Source organism: Klebsiella sp. PCX (assembly GCF_021869705.1).
In the GTDB taxonomy this organism is placed as follows: Bacteria; Pseudomonadota; Gammaproteobacteria; order Enterobacterales; family Enterobacteriaceae; genus Klebsiella; species Klebsiella quasipneumoniae.
Genome location: NZ_CP091527.1, coordinates 4,420,936 through 4,438,393, shown reverse-complemented (window position 1 = coordinate 4,438,393; position 17,458 = coordinate 4,420,936). Strand labels below are relative to the sequence as shown.

The window sequence follows — 17,458 nt, the reverse complement described above, 5'->3', positions numbered from 1 at the left end:
GCGTTTCGCTGGCCGGGTGGTTTCTCAAGCCGGGCACGCATCAGCGCAGCCCGGCTTTTTTACCTGTTATCCGCCGAACTGATCCGGGTCAGGACCCAGACGCTTGCCCTGATCCAGCTTCGCAATCTCACCCAGCTCCTCTTTATCCAGGCGAAAATCCCAGACGTTAAAGTTTTCAGCGATGCGCGACGGCGTGACGGATTTCGGGATCACCACCAGACCGCTGTCTAGATGCCAGCGGATGACAATCTGCGCCGGCGTTTTACCATATTTATCAGCCAGCTGATGGATGACTTTCTGATCGAAGACGCCCTTACCGCCCTGGGCCAGCGGGCTCCAGGATTCGGTCTGGATCTTGTGGGTGGCGTTCCAGGCGTGCAGCTGCCGCTGCTGAAGCAGCGGATGCAGCTCTATCTGGTTGATCACCGGCGCGACGCCGGTTTCATCAATCAGCTTCTGCAGATGCGGCACCTGGAAATTACACACGCCGATGCTCTTCGCCAGCCCCTGCTGCTGCAGCTCAATCAGCACCTGCCAGGCCTCGACGTAATGGCCGATAGCCGGCACCGGCCAGTGGATTAAATAGAGATCCACATAGTCCAGTTTCAGCTTGCTGAGACTCTCTTTCAGCGCCTCGTGCGGCCGTTTTTGATCGTCGTTCCATAGCTTGGTGGTGATGAACAGCTCATCGCGATTGACGCCAGCGCTTTGCAGCGCGTAGCCGACGCCAGCCTCATTTTGGTACGCGGCGGCGGTGTCAAAAGAGCGATAACCGACTTCCAGCGCCTTATGAATGGCGGAGACGACTTCCTCGTTGCCAGCTTTCCACACGCCGAGACCCAGCTGCGGCATCAGGTTGCCGTCGTGTAGTTTTATAACGGTTGGATGTGTCATGCCTTCCTCCTGTTAATGAACTCGGCGAAGCAGGATCCGCCGAGGGGTAGCATTAAGTCTGGACGAAATAGCTAAAAACGGTAGTAAAAACACCCCTCCCCGACGTTTGTTTAACGTAAGGAGAGGTGAATCAGGCGGGGTAACTTAGCGGGCAGCCTCGTAGATACGGCGGCTGACCTCCAGGGTGATATCCTGATGCTCGCCCAGTTTGGTCATGCCGTGCTCTTCCAGTTTCGCCAGCAGCGCCGGGATGGAGCTCCCGTCGAGACCGTAATCGGAAAGGCGGGTCGGCACCCCCATCTGCTCGAAGAACTGGCGCGTCGCGGCGATGGCGGCATCGATACGCTGGTCGTCGGAGCCCTCGGTGATATGCCACACGCGCTCAGCATATTGCAGCAGCTTCTCGCGCTTGGTATCGCGCTTCTCATTCCACAGCGCCGGCAGAACGATAGCCAGCGTCTGGGCGTGATCGAGACCATGCATCGCCGTCAGTTCGTGACCAAGCATATGCGTTGCCCAGTCCTGCGGCACGCCAGCGCCGATCAGGCCGTTCAGCGCCTGGGTCGCGGCCCACATAATGTTGGCGCGCACGTTATAATTTTCCGGCTCCTTCAGCGCTTTCGGGCCATCCTCGATCAGGGTCAGGAGAATGCCTTCGGCGAAGCGGTCCTGAATTTTGCCGTCAACCGGGTAGGTGACGTACTGTTCGACGGTATGGACGAAGGCGTCAACCACGCCGTTGGCGACCTGGCGCGGCGGCAGGGTATAGGTGTAGACCGGGTCGAGGATCGCGAACTGCGGCTGAACGTGCGAAGACATAAACGCGCGTTTGTCACCGGTAGTTTTCCGCGAAATCACCGCCCCTTTGTTTGATTCAGAACCGGTCGCCGGCAGAGTGAGAACCGAGCCCATTGGAATGGCGCTGGCGATCTTACTGCCATAGGTTTCCAGAATTTCCCACGGATCAATGTTGGCGTCATAGTGGGCTGCTGCCGCGATAAATTTGGTGCCATCCAGCACCGAACCGCCGCCGACCGCCAGCAGGAAAGTGACCTTCTCTTCGCGGGCGAGCTTCACCGCATTCATCAGGGTTTCGTAAGACGGGTTCGGCTCGATGCCGCCAAATTCAAGGACGTCCAGGCCATTCAGGGCGGTCAGTACCTGATCCAGGACGCCCGTTTTTTTCACGCTGCCGCCGCCGTAGGTGATCAGTACGCGAGCTTCCGCCGGGATCTGTTCACGCAACTTTTCAATCGCGCCTTTGCCAAACAGAATGCGGGTTGGGGTATGCAGGTCAAAATTATTCATTGCTTGGGTCCTCCAAAGAGTAAAACTGCCGACAGGGACGATACCGCTGCCCGATGACGGTTATTGTGGTCCTCGCGCCGTTGCCTCTCAATGCACATTTCTGCCTATGTCTTGCCTATTTCTCCATATGGCTGGAGAATCCGCGGCGACCTGCGCACAATATATAGGTGAAGAAACATCGGGAGAGACGGTGGCAATGCAACACGCAGAGATATGTCGGACACTGACAGAGAAGGTTAACCAGCTGAAAGATAAGCACGAAATGTTAAGTTCGCTGCTACCTGACGTTCGGCTGCTGTACGGGACGCAGCCCGGACCGCGGATGCCGGTGATGTACCAGCCGGGGATCGTTTTTCTCTTTTCTGGCCATAAAATTGGTTATATCAATGAGCGGACGTTTCGCTACGATACAAACGAATATCTACTGCTGACCGTACCGCTGCCCTTCGAGTGCGAAACCTTTGCCACCCCGAAGGTGCCCCTGGCCGGGATGCGCCTGAACGTCGATATCCTGCAGCTGCAGGAGCTGCTGATGGACATTGGCGAGGATCCGCTGTTTCAGCCCGCCGTTGCCTCCAGCGGGATAAACTCCGCAGTGCTTTCGGAGGACATCTTGTGCGCTGCTGAACGGCTGCTCGACGTGATGGAACGGCCGTTGGACGCGCGGATCCTTGGCAAGCAGATCGTCCGTGAAATCCTCTACTATGTGCTGACGGGACCCTGCGGCGGCGCGCTGCTGGCGCTGGTCAGCCGGCAGACCCACTTCAGCCTGATTAGCCGCGTGCTCAAGCATATCGAGAGTCAGTACACCGAAAACCTCAGCGTCGATCGGCTGGCGGCGGAAGCGAATATGAGCGTGTCGGCGTTTCACCATAATTTTAAAGCGGTGACCAGCACTTCGCCGCTGCAGTATCTGAAAACCTACCGTTTGCACAAGGCGCGCATGCTGATGATCCATGACGGCATGAAGGCCAGTGCGGCGGCGATACAGGTGGGCTATGAAAGTCCTTCCCAGTTCAGCCGCGAGTTTAAGCGCTACTTCGGGATGACGCCCGGGGAAGACGCCGCGCGTATTCGTATGATGCAGGGGATGTAAGACCGGGGGAGGGAGCAGGCCGGGCGGGCGCAGCCCCCCGGCAGTCAACGTCAGGCGCTGCAGTATTTCTTTTTGATCACCACGAACAGCGTGCCGAGCAGGCCAGCCAGCAGCAGGGCAATTGGCAGGATCATCAGGCAGGTCATCACCTGATCTTCATGACGTTTCACAAACGGGATCATGCTCAGCGCATAGCCGAGGCCCGTGACCACGCCGACCCACAGCAGGGCGCTCAGCCAGTTGAAGAACTGGAAGCGGCGGTTAGGCAGACCGGAAATCCCCGCCATGGTTGGCAGCAGGGTACGGACAAAGGCCAGAAAGCGGCCCGCGAGCAGCGCCAGCAGACCGTGGCGGTCAAACATGCAGGTGGCGCGCTGATGGTACTTATGCGGCAGGTGCGCCAGCCAGCCTTTCACCGTTTGCGTATTGCCCAGCCAGCGCCCCTGTACATAGCTCAGCCAGCAGCCGAGGCTGGCGGCGGCGGTCAGAATGGCGATAGTGGGCACAAAGTCCATGACGCCTTTAGCAATCAGCGCGCCGGCGAGCAGCAGCAGGCTGTCTCCAGGTAAAAAGGAGGCAGGCAGCAGCCCGTTTTCCAGAAACAGGGTCGCGAACATAACCAGATATACAACGCCCACAACATGAGGGTTCGCCAGTGCGGCAAAATCATGTTGCCACAGCGCGGCGACAATCTCTTGAATGACAACCATGGACTTTCCTAAGTGGTACCGTATTGTTGACTAGTGTACTCCTGAAGAGACCCGAGCACCTTGATCCCGGGCGCAACAAAAGCGGCCGCTCCGATAAAAAGCGTCCGCTATTGTTGCCACTGACTGTCACTTTACACGATACGCGCGAAGCCCGCTGCTAAATCCGCCTGCAGATCGTCAACATTTTCGAGACCAATGTGCAAACGGATCAGCGTGCCGCTGAAGTCGACTTCCGCATCCGGTCGGATGTGAGCGATTTGCTCCGGCTGATTGGCCAGAATCAGCGATTCAAAGCCGCCCCACGAGTAGGCCATGCTGAACAGGCTGAAGTTGTCGAGATACTCTGCCAGCTCAGCGTCGTTGAGACGCTTGTTGAGCACAAACGAGAACAGCCCGCTGCTGCCGGTAAAATCGCGTTTCCAGAACTCATGGCCTTTACTGCCGGGCAGGGCGGGGTGGTTGACCCGCGCCACCTGCGGATGCTGCGCCAGCCACTCGGCGATGCGCAGGCTGCTTTCATGATGCTGACGCAGGCGGACGCCCAGCGTGCGCAGGCCGCGGCTGGTCATATAGGCGGTATCGGCGTCCAGCATTTGCCCCATCAGATAGGCATTCTCACGCAGCTGCGGCCAGCAGCGCGCGTTCGCCACCGCGGTGCCGACCATGGCGTCGGAGTGGCCGATCAGGTATTTGGTGCCTGCCTGGATGGAAATATCAATGCCAAAATCCAGCGCTTTGAACAGGATCCCCGCCGCCCAGGTGTTATCGATCATGATAATCGCTTCCGGCGCGACCTGACGCACGGCGGCGACAATCGCTGGCACATCATGCACTTCCATGGTGATGGATCCGGGCGATTCCAGGAACACCACGCGGGTCTCCGGCCGAATAAGTTGGGCAATATCAGCGCCGATTAAGGGATCGAACCAGCTGGTGGTGACGCCGAGTTTAGCGAGAATTTTGGTACAAAAGTCCTGGCTTGGCTCATAAGCGGTATTGGTCATCAGCACATGGTCGCCCTGCTCGACAAACGCCAGGATAGTGTTGGCTACCGCGGCGGCGCCGCAGGGGAAGAGGGCGCAGCCGGCGCCGCCTTCCAGCTCGCACATCGCTTCCTGCAGCGAGAAGTGGGTCAGGGTGCCGCGACGCCCGTAAAACAGCTCGCCGTTGGCCCGATTGCGAGTGGCGTGCTTTTTGGCCTCTACGGTGTCGAAAACCAGCGATGACGCGCGCTGGATCACGCTGTTCACTGAGCCCTGGGTGTACTTTTTGCTCCGCCCGGCGTTGACCAGCGCGGTATCAAGATGTTTATCAGCCATGTTGATGAACCTGTTTTTATACGTCTGGACGTCTAAACTAGCATGATTCTTCTTTTCTGTACCAGCGCGCTGCCGATACAGGCGAAAATTTTACCAGGCCCGCGGTTAGCCACTTTTTTACTGCGTAAGCGCAAGGAAAATAAACGTGATTTGCTGCACAGTGTAAATACTAATGAGAACCACTATCAATTCGATGTCGTTTTGATATTATTGAGGGCAGATTTTGTGATTATCGTCGTGGAGATAGAGCGTGGGTAATAATTTGATGCAGGCGGATCTCTCCGTTTGGGGTATGTATCATCATGCTGATATTGTCGTTAAGGTGGTGATGATTGGCCTGATTCTGGCGTCAGTCGTCACCTGGGCCATCTTCTTCGGCAAAGGGGCGGAAATCCTCGCCAGTAAGCGTCGCCTCAAACGCGAACAGCAGCAGCTGGCGGAAGCCCGCTCTCTCGATCAGGCCAGCGATATCGCCAGCGCCTTTGAGGCGAAAAGCCTCACCACCCAGCTTATCAATGAAGCGCAGAACGAACTCGAACTCTCCGCCGGCGCCGAAGACAATGAAGGCATCAAGGAACGAACCGGTTTCCGCCTTGAGCGCCGCGTCGCGGCCGTCGGTCGCCATATGGGGCGCGGCAACGGCTACCTGGCCACCATCGGCGCCATTTCGCCGTTCGTTGGCCTATTCGGGACCGTCTGGGGCATCATGAACAGCTTTATCGGCATCGCTCAGACCCAGACCACCAACCTTGCGGTGGTGGCGCCGGGCATCGCGGAAGCGCTGCTGGCGACGGCCATCGGCCTGTTCGCCGCCATCCCGGCGGTGGTCATCTATAACATCTTCGCCCGCATGATCGGCAGCTATAAGGCCTCGCTCGGTGACGTCGCCGCTCAGGTACTCCTGCTGCAAAGCCGCGATCTGGACCTCAGCGCCAGCGGCGTGAAGCCGGTGCGCAGCGCGCAGAAATTACGGGTAGGTTGATCGGCTATGGCGATGCGTCTTAATGAAAATCTGGACGATAACGGCGAAATGCATGAGATCAACGTGACGCCGTTTATCGACGTCATGCTGGTTCTGCTGATTATCTTTATGGTGGCCGCGCCGCTGGCGACGGTCGACGTGAAGGTGAATCTGCCGGCCTCCTCCAGCCAGCCGCAACCGCGACCGGAAAAACCTATCTACCTGTCGGTGAAGGCGGATAAGAGCATGTTCCTCGGCAACGACCCGGTGACCGAAGCGAATATGATTAACGCCCTGGATAGCCTGACCGCCGGCAAAAAAGATACCACCGTCTTCTTCCGCGCGGATAAAACCGTCGATTACGAGACGATGATGAAAGTGATGGATACCCTGCATCAGGCGGGATATCTCAAGATCGGGCTGGTGGGCGAAGAGACCGTCAAAGCCAAATAACCCGATGCTTTTCCTGAAAAGGCTGGCCGCGCGCCGGCCTTTTTTATTGTCGTCTGCCAGCGAAGTGTTGGCCTGGCGTTGCCATCACGTTATCTGTCTGGGATATAATGTCGCTTCTTTTTGTTAACTGACAGGATCTTATGGAACGCTTTCTGGAAAATGCTATGTACGCCTCGCGCTGGCTGCTGGCGCCGGTTTATTTTGGCCTCTCGCTCGGTCTGATTGCGCTGACCATCAAATTTTTTCAGGAGATCTTCCACATACTGCCGCATATTTTTAGCGTCAGTGAGTCGGATATGATTCTGACCCTGCTGTCGCTGGTGGATATGACCCTGGTGGGCGGTTTGCTGGTGATGGTGATGTTCTCTGGATATGAAAATTTTGTCTCGCAGCTGGATATTAACGAGGGTAAAGAAAAACTCAGTTGGCTGGGCAAAATGGACGCGACTTCGCTGAAAAATAAGGTTGCCGCCTCCATCGTGGCGATCTCCTCTATTCACCTGCTGCGGGTGTTTATGGATGCGAAAAACGTCCCGGACAATAAGCTGATGTGGTACGTGATTATCCACCTGACCTTCGTGCTGTCGGCCTTTGTGATGGGCTACCTCGATCGTCTGACCAAAGTGAAACACTAATCCCTTCTCTCCCGGCGGTGGCAGCTGCCGGGCTTTTTTCTCCCCGTTTCTGCTTTACTGCGCTGGCGTATGTCCGGGCTTCTGCTTTGCTTAAAAGGCGATAAACAACGGAGGCAGGGTGATGACGCGATTAACGGCCAAAGATTTCCCGCAGCAGCTGCTTGAGTATTATGACTACTATGCCCACGGTAAAATCAGCAAACGCGAGTTTCTCCAGCTGGCGGGGAAATATGCCGTCGGCGGGATGACCGCGCTGGCGCTGTTTAATCTGCTGAAGCCCGACTATGCCCTGGCAGAGCAGGTACCGTTCACTGACCCGGATATCCGCCCGGAGTATATTCATTATCCCTCTCCTGACGGCCACGGCGAAGTGCGGGCTTACCTGGTGACGCCGACGAAAATAGTCGATAAAGCGCCCGCCGTTGTGGTGGTACATGAGAACCGCGGCCTGAATCCCTATATTGAAGACGTCGCCCGGCGGGTAGCGAAAGCGGGGTATATTGCGCTGGCGCCGGATGGCCTGAGCTCCGTCGGCGGCTATCCGGGGAATGATGATGAAGGCCGCGCGCTCCAGCAGAAAGTCGATCCCGTGAAGCTGATGAATGATTTTTTTGCGGCGGTCGCGTTTATGGCGAAGCATCCGCAGGCGACGGGGAAGGTCGGTATCACCGGTTTTTGTTACGGCGGCGGCGTCAGCAACGCGGCGGCGGTCGCCATTCCGGAGCTGGCCTGCGCGGTGCCGTTTTACGGCCGCCAGCCGCCGCTGAAGGAGGTCGATAAAATTCAAGCGCCGCTGCTGCTGCACTATGCCGGCCTCGATAGCGGCATTAATGAAGGCTGGCCTGCCTATGAACAGGCGTTGAAGGAACACCATAAAGTCTACGAGGCCTATCTCTATCAGGGCGTGAATCACGGCTTTCATAATGATTCTACGCCGCGCTACGATCGGGCTGCGGCGGATCTGGCCTGGCAACGCACGCTGGCATGGTTTGATAAGTATTTACGCTAACGCAAACGTCATAAATAGCACTACCGCTCGCTCAAAAAAACGCTATATAATTTATTATATAACGATTGGGAGAGCTTGATGGAAAATCATTTTGGCAAAGGCTTAATGGCGGGGCTACAGGCATCCTATGCTGATACCGCCGCGCATGCGGCGAATTTTTGCGCCGACTATAAACGCGGGTTTGTGCTTGGTTACTCGCACCGCATGTTTGAAAAAACCGGCGACCGCCAGCTCAGCGCGTGGGAGGCGGGGATCCTGACCCGTCGCTATGGCCTTGACAGAGATATGGTGATGGACTTCTTCAAAGAGAGTGGTTCCTCGACCGCGATGCGCTACTTTATGGCGGGCTATCGGCTGGAAAGCTAACAACCGGAGGCGGTTGCCTCCGGTGGGTCAGAGCGTTACGCCTGGCGCTTATCTTCCGTTTGGGTGTCAAAGTCGCGGGCGTCGTGGCGCTCATGCAGCTGCTCATTGAGCGGGCCGTTGGTGCGGTTCACGATGCGTCCCCGCTTGACCGCCGGGCGGTTGCCCACATCCTGCGCCCAGCGCAGCACGTTTTTATAGCTCCCGGCGTCGAGAAACTCCGCTGCGTTATAGACATTGCCCAGCACGACGTTGCCATACCACGGCCAGACAGCCATATCGGCGATGGTGTACTCCTCGCCGGCTACATAGCGACCACGGGCGAGCTGTTTGTCCAGCACGTCGAGCTGGCGTTTGGCTTCCATCGTAAAGCGGTCGATCGCGTACTCGATCTTCACTGGCGCATAGTTATAGAAGTGGCCGAAGCCGCCGCCGAGGAACGGCGCCGCGCCCTGCAGCCAGAACAGCCAGTTAAGGGTTTCAGTGCGACCGGCAGGATCTTTCGGCAGGAAGAAACCAAATTTTTCCGCCAGATAGAGAAGAATGTTGCCGGACTCGAATACCCGGGTCGGCGGCGTGGTGGAATGGTCGCTGAGGGCCGGGATCTTCGAGTTCGGGTTGATGTCGACAAAGCCGCTGGAAAACTGATCCCCTTCGCCAATGCGTATCAGCCAGGCGTCGTACTCCGCGCCGCTGACGCCTAACGCCAGCAGCTCCTCCAGCATGATCGTCACCTTCTGGCCGTTGGGCGTGCCGAGTGAGTATAGCTGGAGCGGATGGGTTCCCACCGGCAGGACGCGTTCATGCGTCGCGCCGGAAACGGGACGGTTGATGTTGGCGAACGCGCCGCCGCTGTTTTGCTTCCATTCCCACACTTTTGGTGGCTGGTAGTTTTGCTCTGACATGCTGGTTTGCCTTTTTCGTGGATGTACAAAAAGTGTAGCAGGTGACCTCAGGCCATAATCCGCGCGGCCCACACGCTGACATCATCGCCGCTGCCCAGATCCGGCTGCACCAGGCCATTGACCATAAAGGTCGGCGAGACATGGATGCCGTTCTGGCGGGCATATTTACTGTGCCATTTGATCACGTCCTGCAGCTCCGGGCGGGCAAAGGCGGCCCCCAGCAGCACGTGACTGTAGCGCTCAATGCGTTCAATGATTTGCTGCGGGGTGGCGTTCATGTTCGGCCCGCTGCAGTGATCGGTAAACTCAAACTCTTCCCGATGGTCTGCCACGGCCTGCATCACCTTATGCGCCTGCTCTCTGCCATGCGGCAGGGTGGACGCGGCGAGGATGCAGCGGACAATCACCCCGGAGAACAGATGCCACGGCTGCGATTGCAGCCGTATCTTGATGGTGACGTTATCGGCGCCGACCTCATCGAGCAGATCGTCGAGTTTATTAAACGCGCGGACAGAGTAGGGGCAGGTGGGCTCAAGGAACACCTCAAACGTCCGCGGGCCGTGTCCCCAGACCAGCGGTTGGGCATTCAGATGCGAGGGTGTGCTCATTGTCGACTCCTGATGTTGCGTTGTTTTTTGTTATATCACCGATAACGATATCACTTCTGCTTCCGGCTGCAGGGTTATTTTCCTTAACGGCACGATTAGCGAAACGAATGAGTGGTATCATCGTTACACCTCTGTCTGGTAAGTGCCTGCGGCAGGATAAGAAGAGGGAGTTTTGTTTCGCCAACTGCCCGGGCTGCATTAATTTGAGGTCAGGCTAAATGAGCAAAGGATCGACAAGCAGTGACGCCCCGTTTGGGACATTGTTAGGCTACGCGCCCGGCGGCGTAGCGATTTATTCATCGAATTACAGTAGCTTAAATCCACAGGATTATCCGGATGACGCGACGTTTCGCAGCTACATCGGCAATGAGTATATGGGGCATAAATGGCAGTGCGTGGAGTTTGCGCGCCGCTTTCTGTTCCTGACCTACGGGTTTGTCTTTACCGATGTGGGGATGGCCTATGAAATCTTCTCCCTGCGCTTTCTGCGCGAAGTGGTCAATGACAACATTCTCCCGCTTCAGGCCTTCGCCAACGGCTCCCGTCGTCCGCCGATCGCTGGTTCGCTGCTGATCTGGCAGAAGGGCGGCGAGTTCAAGCACACCGGCCATGTCGCGGTGATCACCCAGCTTGTCGGCAATAAGGTGCGTATCGCCGAGCAGAACGTCATTCACTCGCCGCTGCCGCAGGGCCAGCAGTGGACCCGCGAGCTGACCCTCGAGGTCAACGCCGGCCGGTACACCATCAAAGATACCTTTGCCGATACCGAAATTTTAGGCTGGATGATCCAGACCGCCGATACCGAACACAGCTTGCCGCAGCCGGTACTGCCGGGTGAGGCGATGGCGATCAAGGGCGCGCGGCTGCCGAACAACGGCCAGTTCCGCGGCAAATGGCTGAACGAGAAAGATCCGCTGCAGAAAGCCTACGTGGCGGCCAACGGCCATTTTATCAATCAGGATCCTTATCAGTATTTCACTATCAGCGAAAGCGCCGAACAGGAGCTGATTAAAGCCACCAACGAGCTGCACCTGATGTATCTGCACGCCACCGATAAGGTGATGAAGGATGATAACCTGCTGGCGCTGTTCGATATCCCGAAAATCCTCTGGCCGCGTTTGCGTCTCTCCTGGCAGCGCCGTCGTCATCATATGATCACCGGGCGCATGGATTTTTGTATGGACGAGCGCGGGCTGAAGGTATACGAGTACAATGCCGACTCCGCCTCCTGCCATACCGAAGGCGGGCTGATCCTCGAGCAGTGGTTGAAGCAGGGCTACTATGGCACTGGTCACAATCCGGCGGAAGGTCTGCTCGATGAGCTGGCGGGAGCGTGGAAACACAGCCGGGCGCGGCCTTTCGTGCACATCATGCAGGACAAGGATCTGGAAGAGAATTACCACGCGAAGTTTATCCAGCGTTCGCTGACCCAGGCCGGTTTCGAGAGCAAAATTCTCTTTGGCCTCGATGAACTGCGCTGGGATGCGGCCGGCCAGCTGATTGATGCCGACGGGCGGCTGGTCAACTGCGTCTGGAAAACCTGGGCATGGGAAACCGCCATTGAGCAGGTGCGCGAAGTCAGCGCCGATGAGTACGCGGCGGTGCCGATTCGTACCGGGCATCCGCAGAATGAGGTGCGACTGATTGACGTCCTGCTGCGTCCTGAAGTATTGGTATTCGAACCCCTGTGGACGGTAATCCCGGGCAACAAAGCGATCCTGCCGGTGCTGTGGTCGCTGTTCCCGCATCATCGCTATCTGCTGGATACCGATTTTGTGGTTAACGACGAGCTGGCGAAAACCGGCTATGCCGTGAAGCCCATTTCCGGGCGCTGCGGGAACAATATCGACCTGATCGGCCCTCAGGATGAGGTTCTGGATAAGACCAGCGGCCAGTTTGTCGATCGCAAGAATATCTACCAGCAGCTGTGGTGCCTGCCGAAAGTGGATGGCAAGTATATCCAGGTGTGCACCTTTACCGTCGGCGGTAACTACGGCGGTACCTGCCTGCGCGGCGATTCGTCGCTGGTGGTGAAAAAAGAGAGCGACATAGAGCCGCTGATCGTATTGAAAGACAAAGCGTGACGTGCTGACCCCGGATAGCGGCTCCTGCCCTGTCCGGGGAGAGCGCAGAGACACGAACAAGGATAGCCCGGACTGGTAAGCGCCGCCGGGGAACACCTGCAACAAAGCCAAGATAATTAACACAACAACAAGACAGAAAAGGAAAATAGTATGCACGATCGGCGTCTCGCCGCCCGCGCGGGTGAACTCAAGCCCTCCGCCGTCCGCGAACTTCTCAAGCACAGTAAACTGCCGGGCGTGATCTCGCTTGGCGGCGGCATTCCGGCCCCGGAACTGTTTGATACCGAAGGCCTGGAGCTGGCGGTGCAGAAGGTGATGAGCGAGCGTTTTCATGACGCATTTCAGTACGGTCTGACGGAAGGCTACCCGCCGCTGCGTCAGGCGGTGAGTGAAATCTGCCACTCCCGTGGCGTGACCTGTTCAGCCGCTCAGGTCTATATCACCTCCGGCTCCCAGCAATCGCTGGATATCGTTGCCCGTACGCTGCTCGATCCAGGCGATACTATCGTCGTTGAGCGACCCACCTATCTGGCGGCGCTGCAGGTGTTTCAGCTGGCGCAGGCCAATATTCTCAGCGTCGATACCGATGATGACGGGATGCTGGTGGAGCAGCTGGCTGACCTGCTGGAGACCACCCGCGTCAAAGCTGTTTACCTGGTGCCGACGTTCGGCAATCCCGGCGGCAAAACGCTGAGCGAGGCGCGTCGTCGCCGGCTGGTCGAGCTGGCGAAAAAATATGATTTCGTCATTCTGGAAGACGATCCCTACGGCGAAATTAGCTTTACAGACGCCGTGCGACGCCCGCTCTATCAGCACGCTGTTGAGCTGGGCTGTGAAGATCAAGTGGTTTACACCTCGACGTTTTCAAAGATCCTCGCGCCGGGGATGCGTATCGGCTGGATCGTCATGCCGGACTGGCTGGCGCAGCAGACGGTGATCGTGAAGCAGGCGGCGGATCTGCATACCAATATGCTGTCGCAGGTGATCACCGCGGAATACCTCAGTCTGAACCGGCTGGATAACCAGATTGCGTTGATTCGCGAAGACTATCGCAAGAAGTGCGTGGCGCTGGCCGATGCGCTGGAAAGCCGCCTTGGCGAGCACCTGGAATTCAGCCGCCCGCAGGGGGGGATGTTCCTGTGGGCGCGTTTCCGCTATCCGTTCGATACAATGGAATGGATGAAGAAAACGCTGGAAAACGGCGTGGTGTACGTTCCGGGAGAAGCGTTTTATCACGATAATCCGGATACCCGTACCCTGCGTCTTTCCTACTCAACGGTGTCGGAAGCCGGGCTGCTGACAGCCGTTGAGCGGCTGGCGGCCTCCCTGTAACGGCCCTGCTGTGCGCCGCTTACCGGCGGCGCATCCTCTTCGCTTCAATAGCGAGAGGGAGTGACGCTAGCGTTCAGCGCTGGAATCACTCCGTATCGACGATGCGATCATCCAGCCAGACCAACATCAGCGCTGCGAGAAAAGCTACCGCAAAGGTACCAATAAACAACCACATAGATGTCCCTCACGGGTTAATTATTTTGCTGATTTTACCGGAGAACGATCGTTTCGGTCGGAGATGGAGATTTTTGTCCCAGCCGAATGGCTGGCGAGAGAGAAAAAGTCATCGGCATCAATATCGAAGTTAAGAATAATTTCCCTGTATTCCCCACCGTTAATTAACGCTTTGGCTTCTTTAACACTACTGGCAATAATGACAGGCATCAGTTTTATCTCATTTTGAAAACTGAGAAGCAAAATAAGAGTTAGTTCGTACCAGATCAACTACTTTTTATCGTATACGACTGCAGAAAAAAACGTCCTCCTGTGGCTCGGTGATAGAGGAGGATTTTGTGACAGCGATCGGTTCGTCAACAGCGGGATCTTATCGGGCGCTGTGACGGGCTGCGGTTTCGCCAGCCCGCCGGGATTATTTACCCTGCTGTTTTGCTCGTAATATCTCGCCACAGCGCTGCTGGTCCTGACGCAGCGCCTGCTGTTCCTGCGGGCTGAGCTGATGCCAGGTGTCCAGCATCCGCTGTCCCAGCGCCGGCAGGTAATGTGCTTTATGCAGCGCGTAGTCAGAATTCCCCCCCTCGACGATGTTTTGCATATCGTGGAGGAACTGGCGGCTGTCGTCATGATCGATCACGCAAAATACCGCCCGGTAGTAAGCTTCATCTTCCTCGGTGTAATGCGGAGTTAACCACCAGACCAGCAGCGCGGTAAGCGCCAGCAGCGGGATAATAAAGAGTAATTTTTTCAACATCAGTTTTTCGGCCGGAGACAATCAGCCGTCAGTGTACCTGCAACAACGTCAGGATGTAAGCGCCGGCCCCGGCGGGCCGGCACAGGCTAGTAGCCGACCGGGTAGATGCGGCCGGTCTGAACGCCTTCAATGCTGCGGCGATAGGCCTGCGCCACGGCGGCGGCGGGAACGCTGGCAAAGCCCGGGAAAAAGTCGCCGTAGGCCGCCAGCGACTCGCTGAGCACGGTGGGGCTGATGAGATTGATGCGGATCCCGCGCGGTAGTTCGCAGGCGGCGGCCCGCACAAAGCCTTCCAGACCGGCGTTGACCGTCGTGGCATTGACGCCCTGAGCAATAGGCTCCTGCGCGACAATGCCGCTGACCAGGGTAATCGACCCGCCGTCGCGCAGGAAATGCTGGCCGATCAGCGCCAGGCGAATTTGTCCCAGCAGTTTGTCCTGCAGACCGAGGTTGAACTGGCTGTCGGTCATGGTGCTTAACGGCCCAAAGTGCAGATTACCGGTGGTGGAGACGATGGCGTCTACTTCGCCGGTCTGCGCAAACAGCGCCTCGACGCTCTCCTGCGAGGTGATATCCACCTGATAATCCCCCCGGGTGCGGCCGACGCGGATAACGTCATGTCTCTGGCTCAGTTCTTCGCTGACCGCGCGACCAATGGTGCCGCTGGCACCGACAACGATAATTTTCATGGCAGACTCCTGATGAGGTGAGAGGCTATTCTTTAATAAAACGGATATCGGATAAACTGGCTAAAAGTTAGAACATTACTAACCAGAGGTTAGCAATATGGATAAGCTGCGAGGGATGGAGACGTTTATTGCCGTGGTGGAGTGCGGCAGCTTTACCGGGGCGGCGTCGCGCCTGGGGCTGTCGGCGGTGATGGTCGGGAAATATATCGCCCAGCTGGAAACCCAGCTGGCGACGCGCCTGCTGGAGCGTAACACCCGACGCCAGAGCCTCACCGACGCCGGGCGGGTCTATTTTGACGAAGCGAAACGGGTGATGGAGCAGGTCTCCATCGCCGAAAGCGCCGTTGAGCGGCTGCGGCTGGCGCCGGCCGGCACCCTGCGGGTGAGCGCGCCCACCTCGTTCGGCGCCAGCGTGATTGCGCCCCTGACCGCCACCTTTCTGCAAGCCTGGCCAGCGGTCCGGGTGGAACTGGATCTGACCAACCGGATGGTCGATCTGGTAGATGAGGGTTTCGACCTGGCGATCCGCATTGGCGAGATCCATCAGGAGGATCTGGTGGCCCGCTATCTGGCGCCCTATCGGATGGTGATCTGCGCCGCACCGGCTTATCTGGCGCGTTACGGAACGCCAGGGAGGCCGGAAGATCTCGCCGATCATCTCTGCCTGTCCCATACGGTCTGGACCGCCCGCAACGAGTGGCGGCTGCCGGGCATGGAGGGGGAAGTGCGCTGGAAGCGCGATGCGGTTTTGCGCTGCAACGATGGCTATGCGCTGCGCCAGGCGGCGATCGCCGGGGCTGGGCTGCTGATGCAGCCGGAGGTGCTGCTGGCCGATGCGCTGGCCAGCGGCAGCCTGGTGCGGGTGCTGGAGGCGTGGACCCCACAGCCGCGGCCCGTGCATCTGCTCTGGCGCCAGGATCGCCGGCCCCTGCCGAAGCTGACGCAGTTTATCGCCCACCTTCAGCAGGGAATGCCTGACGCGCTGGCGACGACCTGCGCGTCGGAATAATCACTCCTCCCGAAGCGCCTGCTGCCAGTCGGCAATCAGATCGTGAGGATCTTCGATCCCGACCGACAGGCGGATCAGCTGCGGCGTGATGCCGTTCGCCAGGCGCTTCTCCAGCGGGATCGAGGCATGGGTCATGCTGAAGGGCTGGCTCACCAGGCTCTCGACGCCGCCCAGACTCTCCGCAAGGGTGAACCAGCGCAGCTTGCTGATGATGCGTTCGGCGTAACCGTCATCGCCTTTCACCACTACCGAAATCATGCCGCCGGGCAGGGCCATTTGCCGGCGCGCCAGCTGATGGTGCGGGTGCGAGGCCAGCCAGGGGAACCAGACTCGCTCTACCTCCGGCTGCTGTTCCAGCCATTCGGCGAGCTGCAGCGCGTTCGCGCTGTGGCGCTCCATCCGCAGCGCCAGGGTGCGGATGCCGCGTAGCGTCAGGAAGCTGCTGAACGGGTCGAGTACGCCGCCTACCGCATTCTGCAGGTAGCCAAGCTTCTCCGCGAGCGCGGCGTTATCGCCGACCACCGCCAGGCCGGCGACGACATCGGAATGGCCATTGAGGTACTTAGTCGCGGAGTGGACCACAATATCAAACCCGTGCTCCAGCGGGCGATGGATCGCCGGCGAGGCGAAAGTGTTATCGGCGACGCTGATCAGGTTATGGCGGCGCGCGATAGCGGCGATAGCGCTGAGATCCGCCAGCTTCAGCAGCGGGTTGGTGGGCGTTTCCACCCAGATCATGCGCGTATCGGGGCGGATCGCCGCTTCAATTCCCGCCAGGTCGTCGGGTTTCACCCAGCTCACCTGCAGACCAGCGCTACGGCGGCGTACGTTTTCCAGCAGGCGGTAAGTGCCGCCATACACATCATCGACCGCCACCAGGTGACTGTCCTTATCCAGCAGCTCCAGCACGGTGGCGATGGCGGCCAGCCCGGAGGCGAACGCGTAGCCGCGCGTACCGTTTTCCAGGTCGGCGATCGCCGTCTCCAGCGCATGGCGGGTAGGATTCCCGCTGCGGGAATATTCATAGCCGGTATGCTGCCCCGGCGCCGGCTGAGCGAAAGTGGAGGTGGCATAAATAGGCGGCATCACTGCGCCGTGGCTGTCGGTGAAGGTTCCGCTATGTACGCTCAGGGTGTGGATAGATGACATAAAAAA

20 protein-coding genes are annotated in these 17,458 nt (G+C 58.1%); 10 read left to right on the top strand and 10 right to left on the bottom strand.

What is annotated here, in order from left to right:
- Positions 1 to 66 precede the first annotated feature (66 nt).
- Positions 67 to 894, bottom strand: coding sequence for a 2,5-didehydrogluconate reductase DkgA (dkgA, locus tag GQR96_RS21180; RefSeq protein WP_236948535.1), 828 nt, complete (start codon positions 892 to 894; stop codon positions 67 to 69).
- Between the two features lie 144 nt (positions 895 to 1,038).
- Positions 1,039 to 2,202 (bottom strand): alcohol dehydrogenase, encoded by a 1,164-nt coding sequence (gene yqhD / locus GQR96_RS21175; RefSeq protein WP_065903970.1) that lies wholly within the window; start codon positions 2,200 to 2,202, stop codon positions 1,039 to 1,041.
- A gap of 196 nt (positions 2,203 to 2,398) precedes the next feature.
- Here yqhD and GQR96_RS21170 point away from each other — a divergent pair, with 196 nt between their 5' ends.
- On the top strand, positions 2,399 to 3,298 hold the full coding sequence (locus GQR96_RS21170) for an AraC family transcriptional regulator (protein ID WP_065903974.1): 900 nt from the start codon (positions 2,399 to 2,401) through the stop codon (positions 3,296 to 3,298).
- 50 nt (positions 3,299 to 3,348) lie between these two features.
- Here GQR96_RS21170 and yghB read toward each other — a convergent pair whose 3' ends face one another.
- Both yghB and metC read right to left on the bottom strand, forming a co-directional pair.
- The gene (gene yghB, locus GQR96_RS21165) at positions 3,349 to 4,008 is read right to left on the bottom strand and encodes a DedA family general envelope maintenance protein YghB (RefSeq protein WP_004205217.1); all 660 of its coding nucleotides are present in this window, start codon (positions 4,006 to 4,008) and stop codon (positions 3,349 to 3,351) included.
- A 131-nt stretch (positions 4,009 to 4,139) separates the two neighbouring features.
- Complete coding sequence (gene metC, locus GQR96_RS21160; protein ID WP_004205213.1) at positions 4,140 to 5,327, bottom strand: cystathionine beta-lyase; 1,188 nt, start codon at positions 5,325 to 5,327, stop codon at positions 4,140 to 4,142.
- Positions 5,328 to 5,577: 250 nt separating this feature from the next.
- Here metC and exbB point away from each other — a divergent pair, with 250 nt between their 5' ends.
- The 5 genes from exbB to GQR96_RS21135 all read left to right on the top strand — a co-directional run bounded on the left by exbB (position 5,578) and on the right by GQR96_RS21135 (position 8,751).
- On the top strand, positions 5,578 to 6,309 hold the full coding sequence (gene exbB, locus GQR96_RS21155; RefSeq protein WP_004174395.1) for a tol-pal system-associated acyl-CoA thioesterase: 732 nt from the start codon (positions 5,578 to 5,580) through the stop codon (positions 6,307 to 6,309).
- A 6-nt stretch (positions 6,310 to 6,315) separates the two neighbouring features.
- On the top strand, positions 6,316 to 6,741 hold the full coding sequence (gene exbD / locus GQR96_RS21150) for a TonB system transport protein ExbD (protein WP_002916785.1): 426 nt from the start codon (positions 6,316 to 6,318) through the stop codon (positions 6,739 to 6,741).
- 140 nt (positions 6,742 to 6,881) lie between these two features.
- Complete coding sequence (locus tag GQR96_RS21145) at positions 6,882 to 7,376, top strand: TIGR00645 family protein (RefSeq protein ID WP_004105804.1); 495 nt, start codon at positions 6,882 to 6,884, stop codon at positions 7,374 to 7,376.
- 121 nt (positions 7,377 to 7,497) lie between these two features.
- Complete coding sequence (gene yghX, locus GQR96_RS21140) at positions 7,498 to 8,385, top strand: YghX family hydrolase (RefSeq protein WP_065903977.1); 888 nt, start codon at positions 7,498 to 7,500, stop codon at positions 8,383 to 8,385.
- A 78-nt stretch (positions 8,386 to 8,463) separates the two neighbouring features.
- The gene (locus GQR96_RS21135; protein ID WP_004205207.1) at positions 8,464 to 8,751 is read left to right on the top strand and encodes a DUF2623 family protein; all 288 of its coding nucleotides are present in this window, start codon (positions 8,464 to 8,466) and stop codon (positions 8,749 to 8,751) included.
- Positions 8,752 to 8,786: 35 nt separating this feature from the next.
- On the opposite strand, the gene yghU is transcribed toward GQR96_RS21135, so the two are convergent.
- Together yghU and GQR96_RS21125 are read right to left on the bottom strand one after the other, a co-directional pair.
- Positions 8,787 to 9,653: a glutathione-dependent disulfide-bond oxidoreductase gene (gene yghU / locus GQR96_RS21130; RefSeq protein ID WP_008806496.1), complete on the bottom strand. Its 867-nt coding sequence runs from the start codon at positions 9,651 to 9,653 to the stop codon at positions 8,787 to 8,789.
- A gap of 47 nt (positions 9,654 to 9,700) precedes the next feature.
- Entirely contained in the window at positions 9,701 to 10,261 is a 561-nt protein-coding gene (locus GQR96_RS21125) for a DsbA family protein (RefSeq protein ID WP_004150918.1), read from the bottom strand.
- A 34-nt stretch (positions 10,262 to 10,295) separates the two neighbouring features.
- On the opposite strand from GQR96_RS21125, the gene GQR96_RS21120 reads away from it, so the two are divergent.
- The 3 genes from GQR96_RS21120 to GQR96_RS21110 all read left to right on the top strand — a co-directional run bounded on the left by GQR96_RS21120 (position 10,296) and on the right by GQR96_RS21110 (position 13,677).
- Complete coding sequence (locus GQR96_RS21120; RefSeq protein ID WP_032426103.1) at positions 10,296 to 10,403, top strand: hypothetical protein; 108 nt, start codon at positions 10,296 to 10,298, stop codon at positions 10,401 to 10,403.
- Between the two features lie 76 nt (positions 10,404 to 10,479).
- Complete coding sequence (gene gss, locus GQR96_RS21115; protein WP_004205206.1) at positions 10,480 to 12,345, top strand: bifunctional glutathionylspermidine amidase/synthase; 1,866 nt, start codon at positions 10,480 to 10,482, stop codon at positions 12,343 to 12,345.
- Between the two features lie 150 nt (positions 12,346 to 12,495).
- Positions 12,496 to 13,677: an aminotransferase-like domain-containing protein gene (locus tag GQR96_RS21110; RefSeq protein WP_004205205.1), complete on the top strand. Its 1,182-nt coding sequence runs from the start codon at positions 12,496 to 12,498 to the stop codon at positions 13,675 to 13,677.
- Between the two features lie 195 nt (positions 13,678 to 13,872).
- On the opposite strand, the gene GQR96_RS21105 is transcribed toward GQR96_RS21110, so the two are convergent.
- The 3 genes from GQR96_RS21105 to GQR96_RS21095 form a co-directional block, all read right to left on the bottom strand.
- The gene (locus tag GQR96_RS21105) at positions 13,873 to 14,061 is read right to left on the bottom strand and encodes a hypothetical protein (RefSeq protein ID WP_004205204.1); all 189 of its coding nucleotides are present in this window, start codon (positions 14,059 to 14,061) and stop codon (positions 13,873 to 13,875) included.
- Positions 14,062 to 14,266: 205 nt separating this feature from the next.
- Positions 14,267 to 14,605: a hypothetical protein gene (locus GQR96_RS21100; RefSeq protein ID WP_065903987.1), complete on the bottom strand. Its 339-nt coding sequence runs from the start codon at positions 14,603 to 14,605 to the stop codon at positions 14,267 to 14,269.
- 86 nt (positions 14,606 to 14,691) lie between these two features.
- The gene (locus tag GQR96_RS21095) at positions 14,692 to 15,294 is read right to left on the bottom strand and encodes a short chain dehydrogenase (RefSeq protein WP_032456621.1); all 603 of its coding nucleotides are present in this window, start codon (positions 15,292 to 15,294) and stop codon (positions 14,692 to 14,694) included.
- 97 nt (positions 15,295 to 15,391) lie between these two features.
- Between GQR96_RS21095 and GQR96_RS21090 the strand changes: the two genes are divergently transcribed.
- Positions 15,392 to 16,303 (top strand): LysR family transcriptional regulator, encoded by a 912-nt coding sequence (locus GQR96_RS21090; protein ID WP_032456620.1) that lies wholly within the window; start codon positions 15,392 to 15,394, stop codon positions 16,301 to 16,303.
- Here GQR96_RS21090 and GQR96_RS21085 read toward each other — a convergent pair whose 3' ends face one another.
- On the bottom strand, positions 16,304 to 17,452 hold the full coding sequence (locus GQR96_RS21085) for a trans-sulfuration enzyme family protein (RefSeq protein WP_004205199.1): 1,149 nt from the start codon (positions 17,450 to 17,452) through the stop codon (positions 16,304 to 16,306).
- Between the last annotated feature and the right edge of the window lie 6 nt (positions 17,453 to 17,458).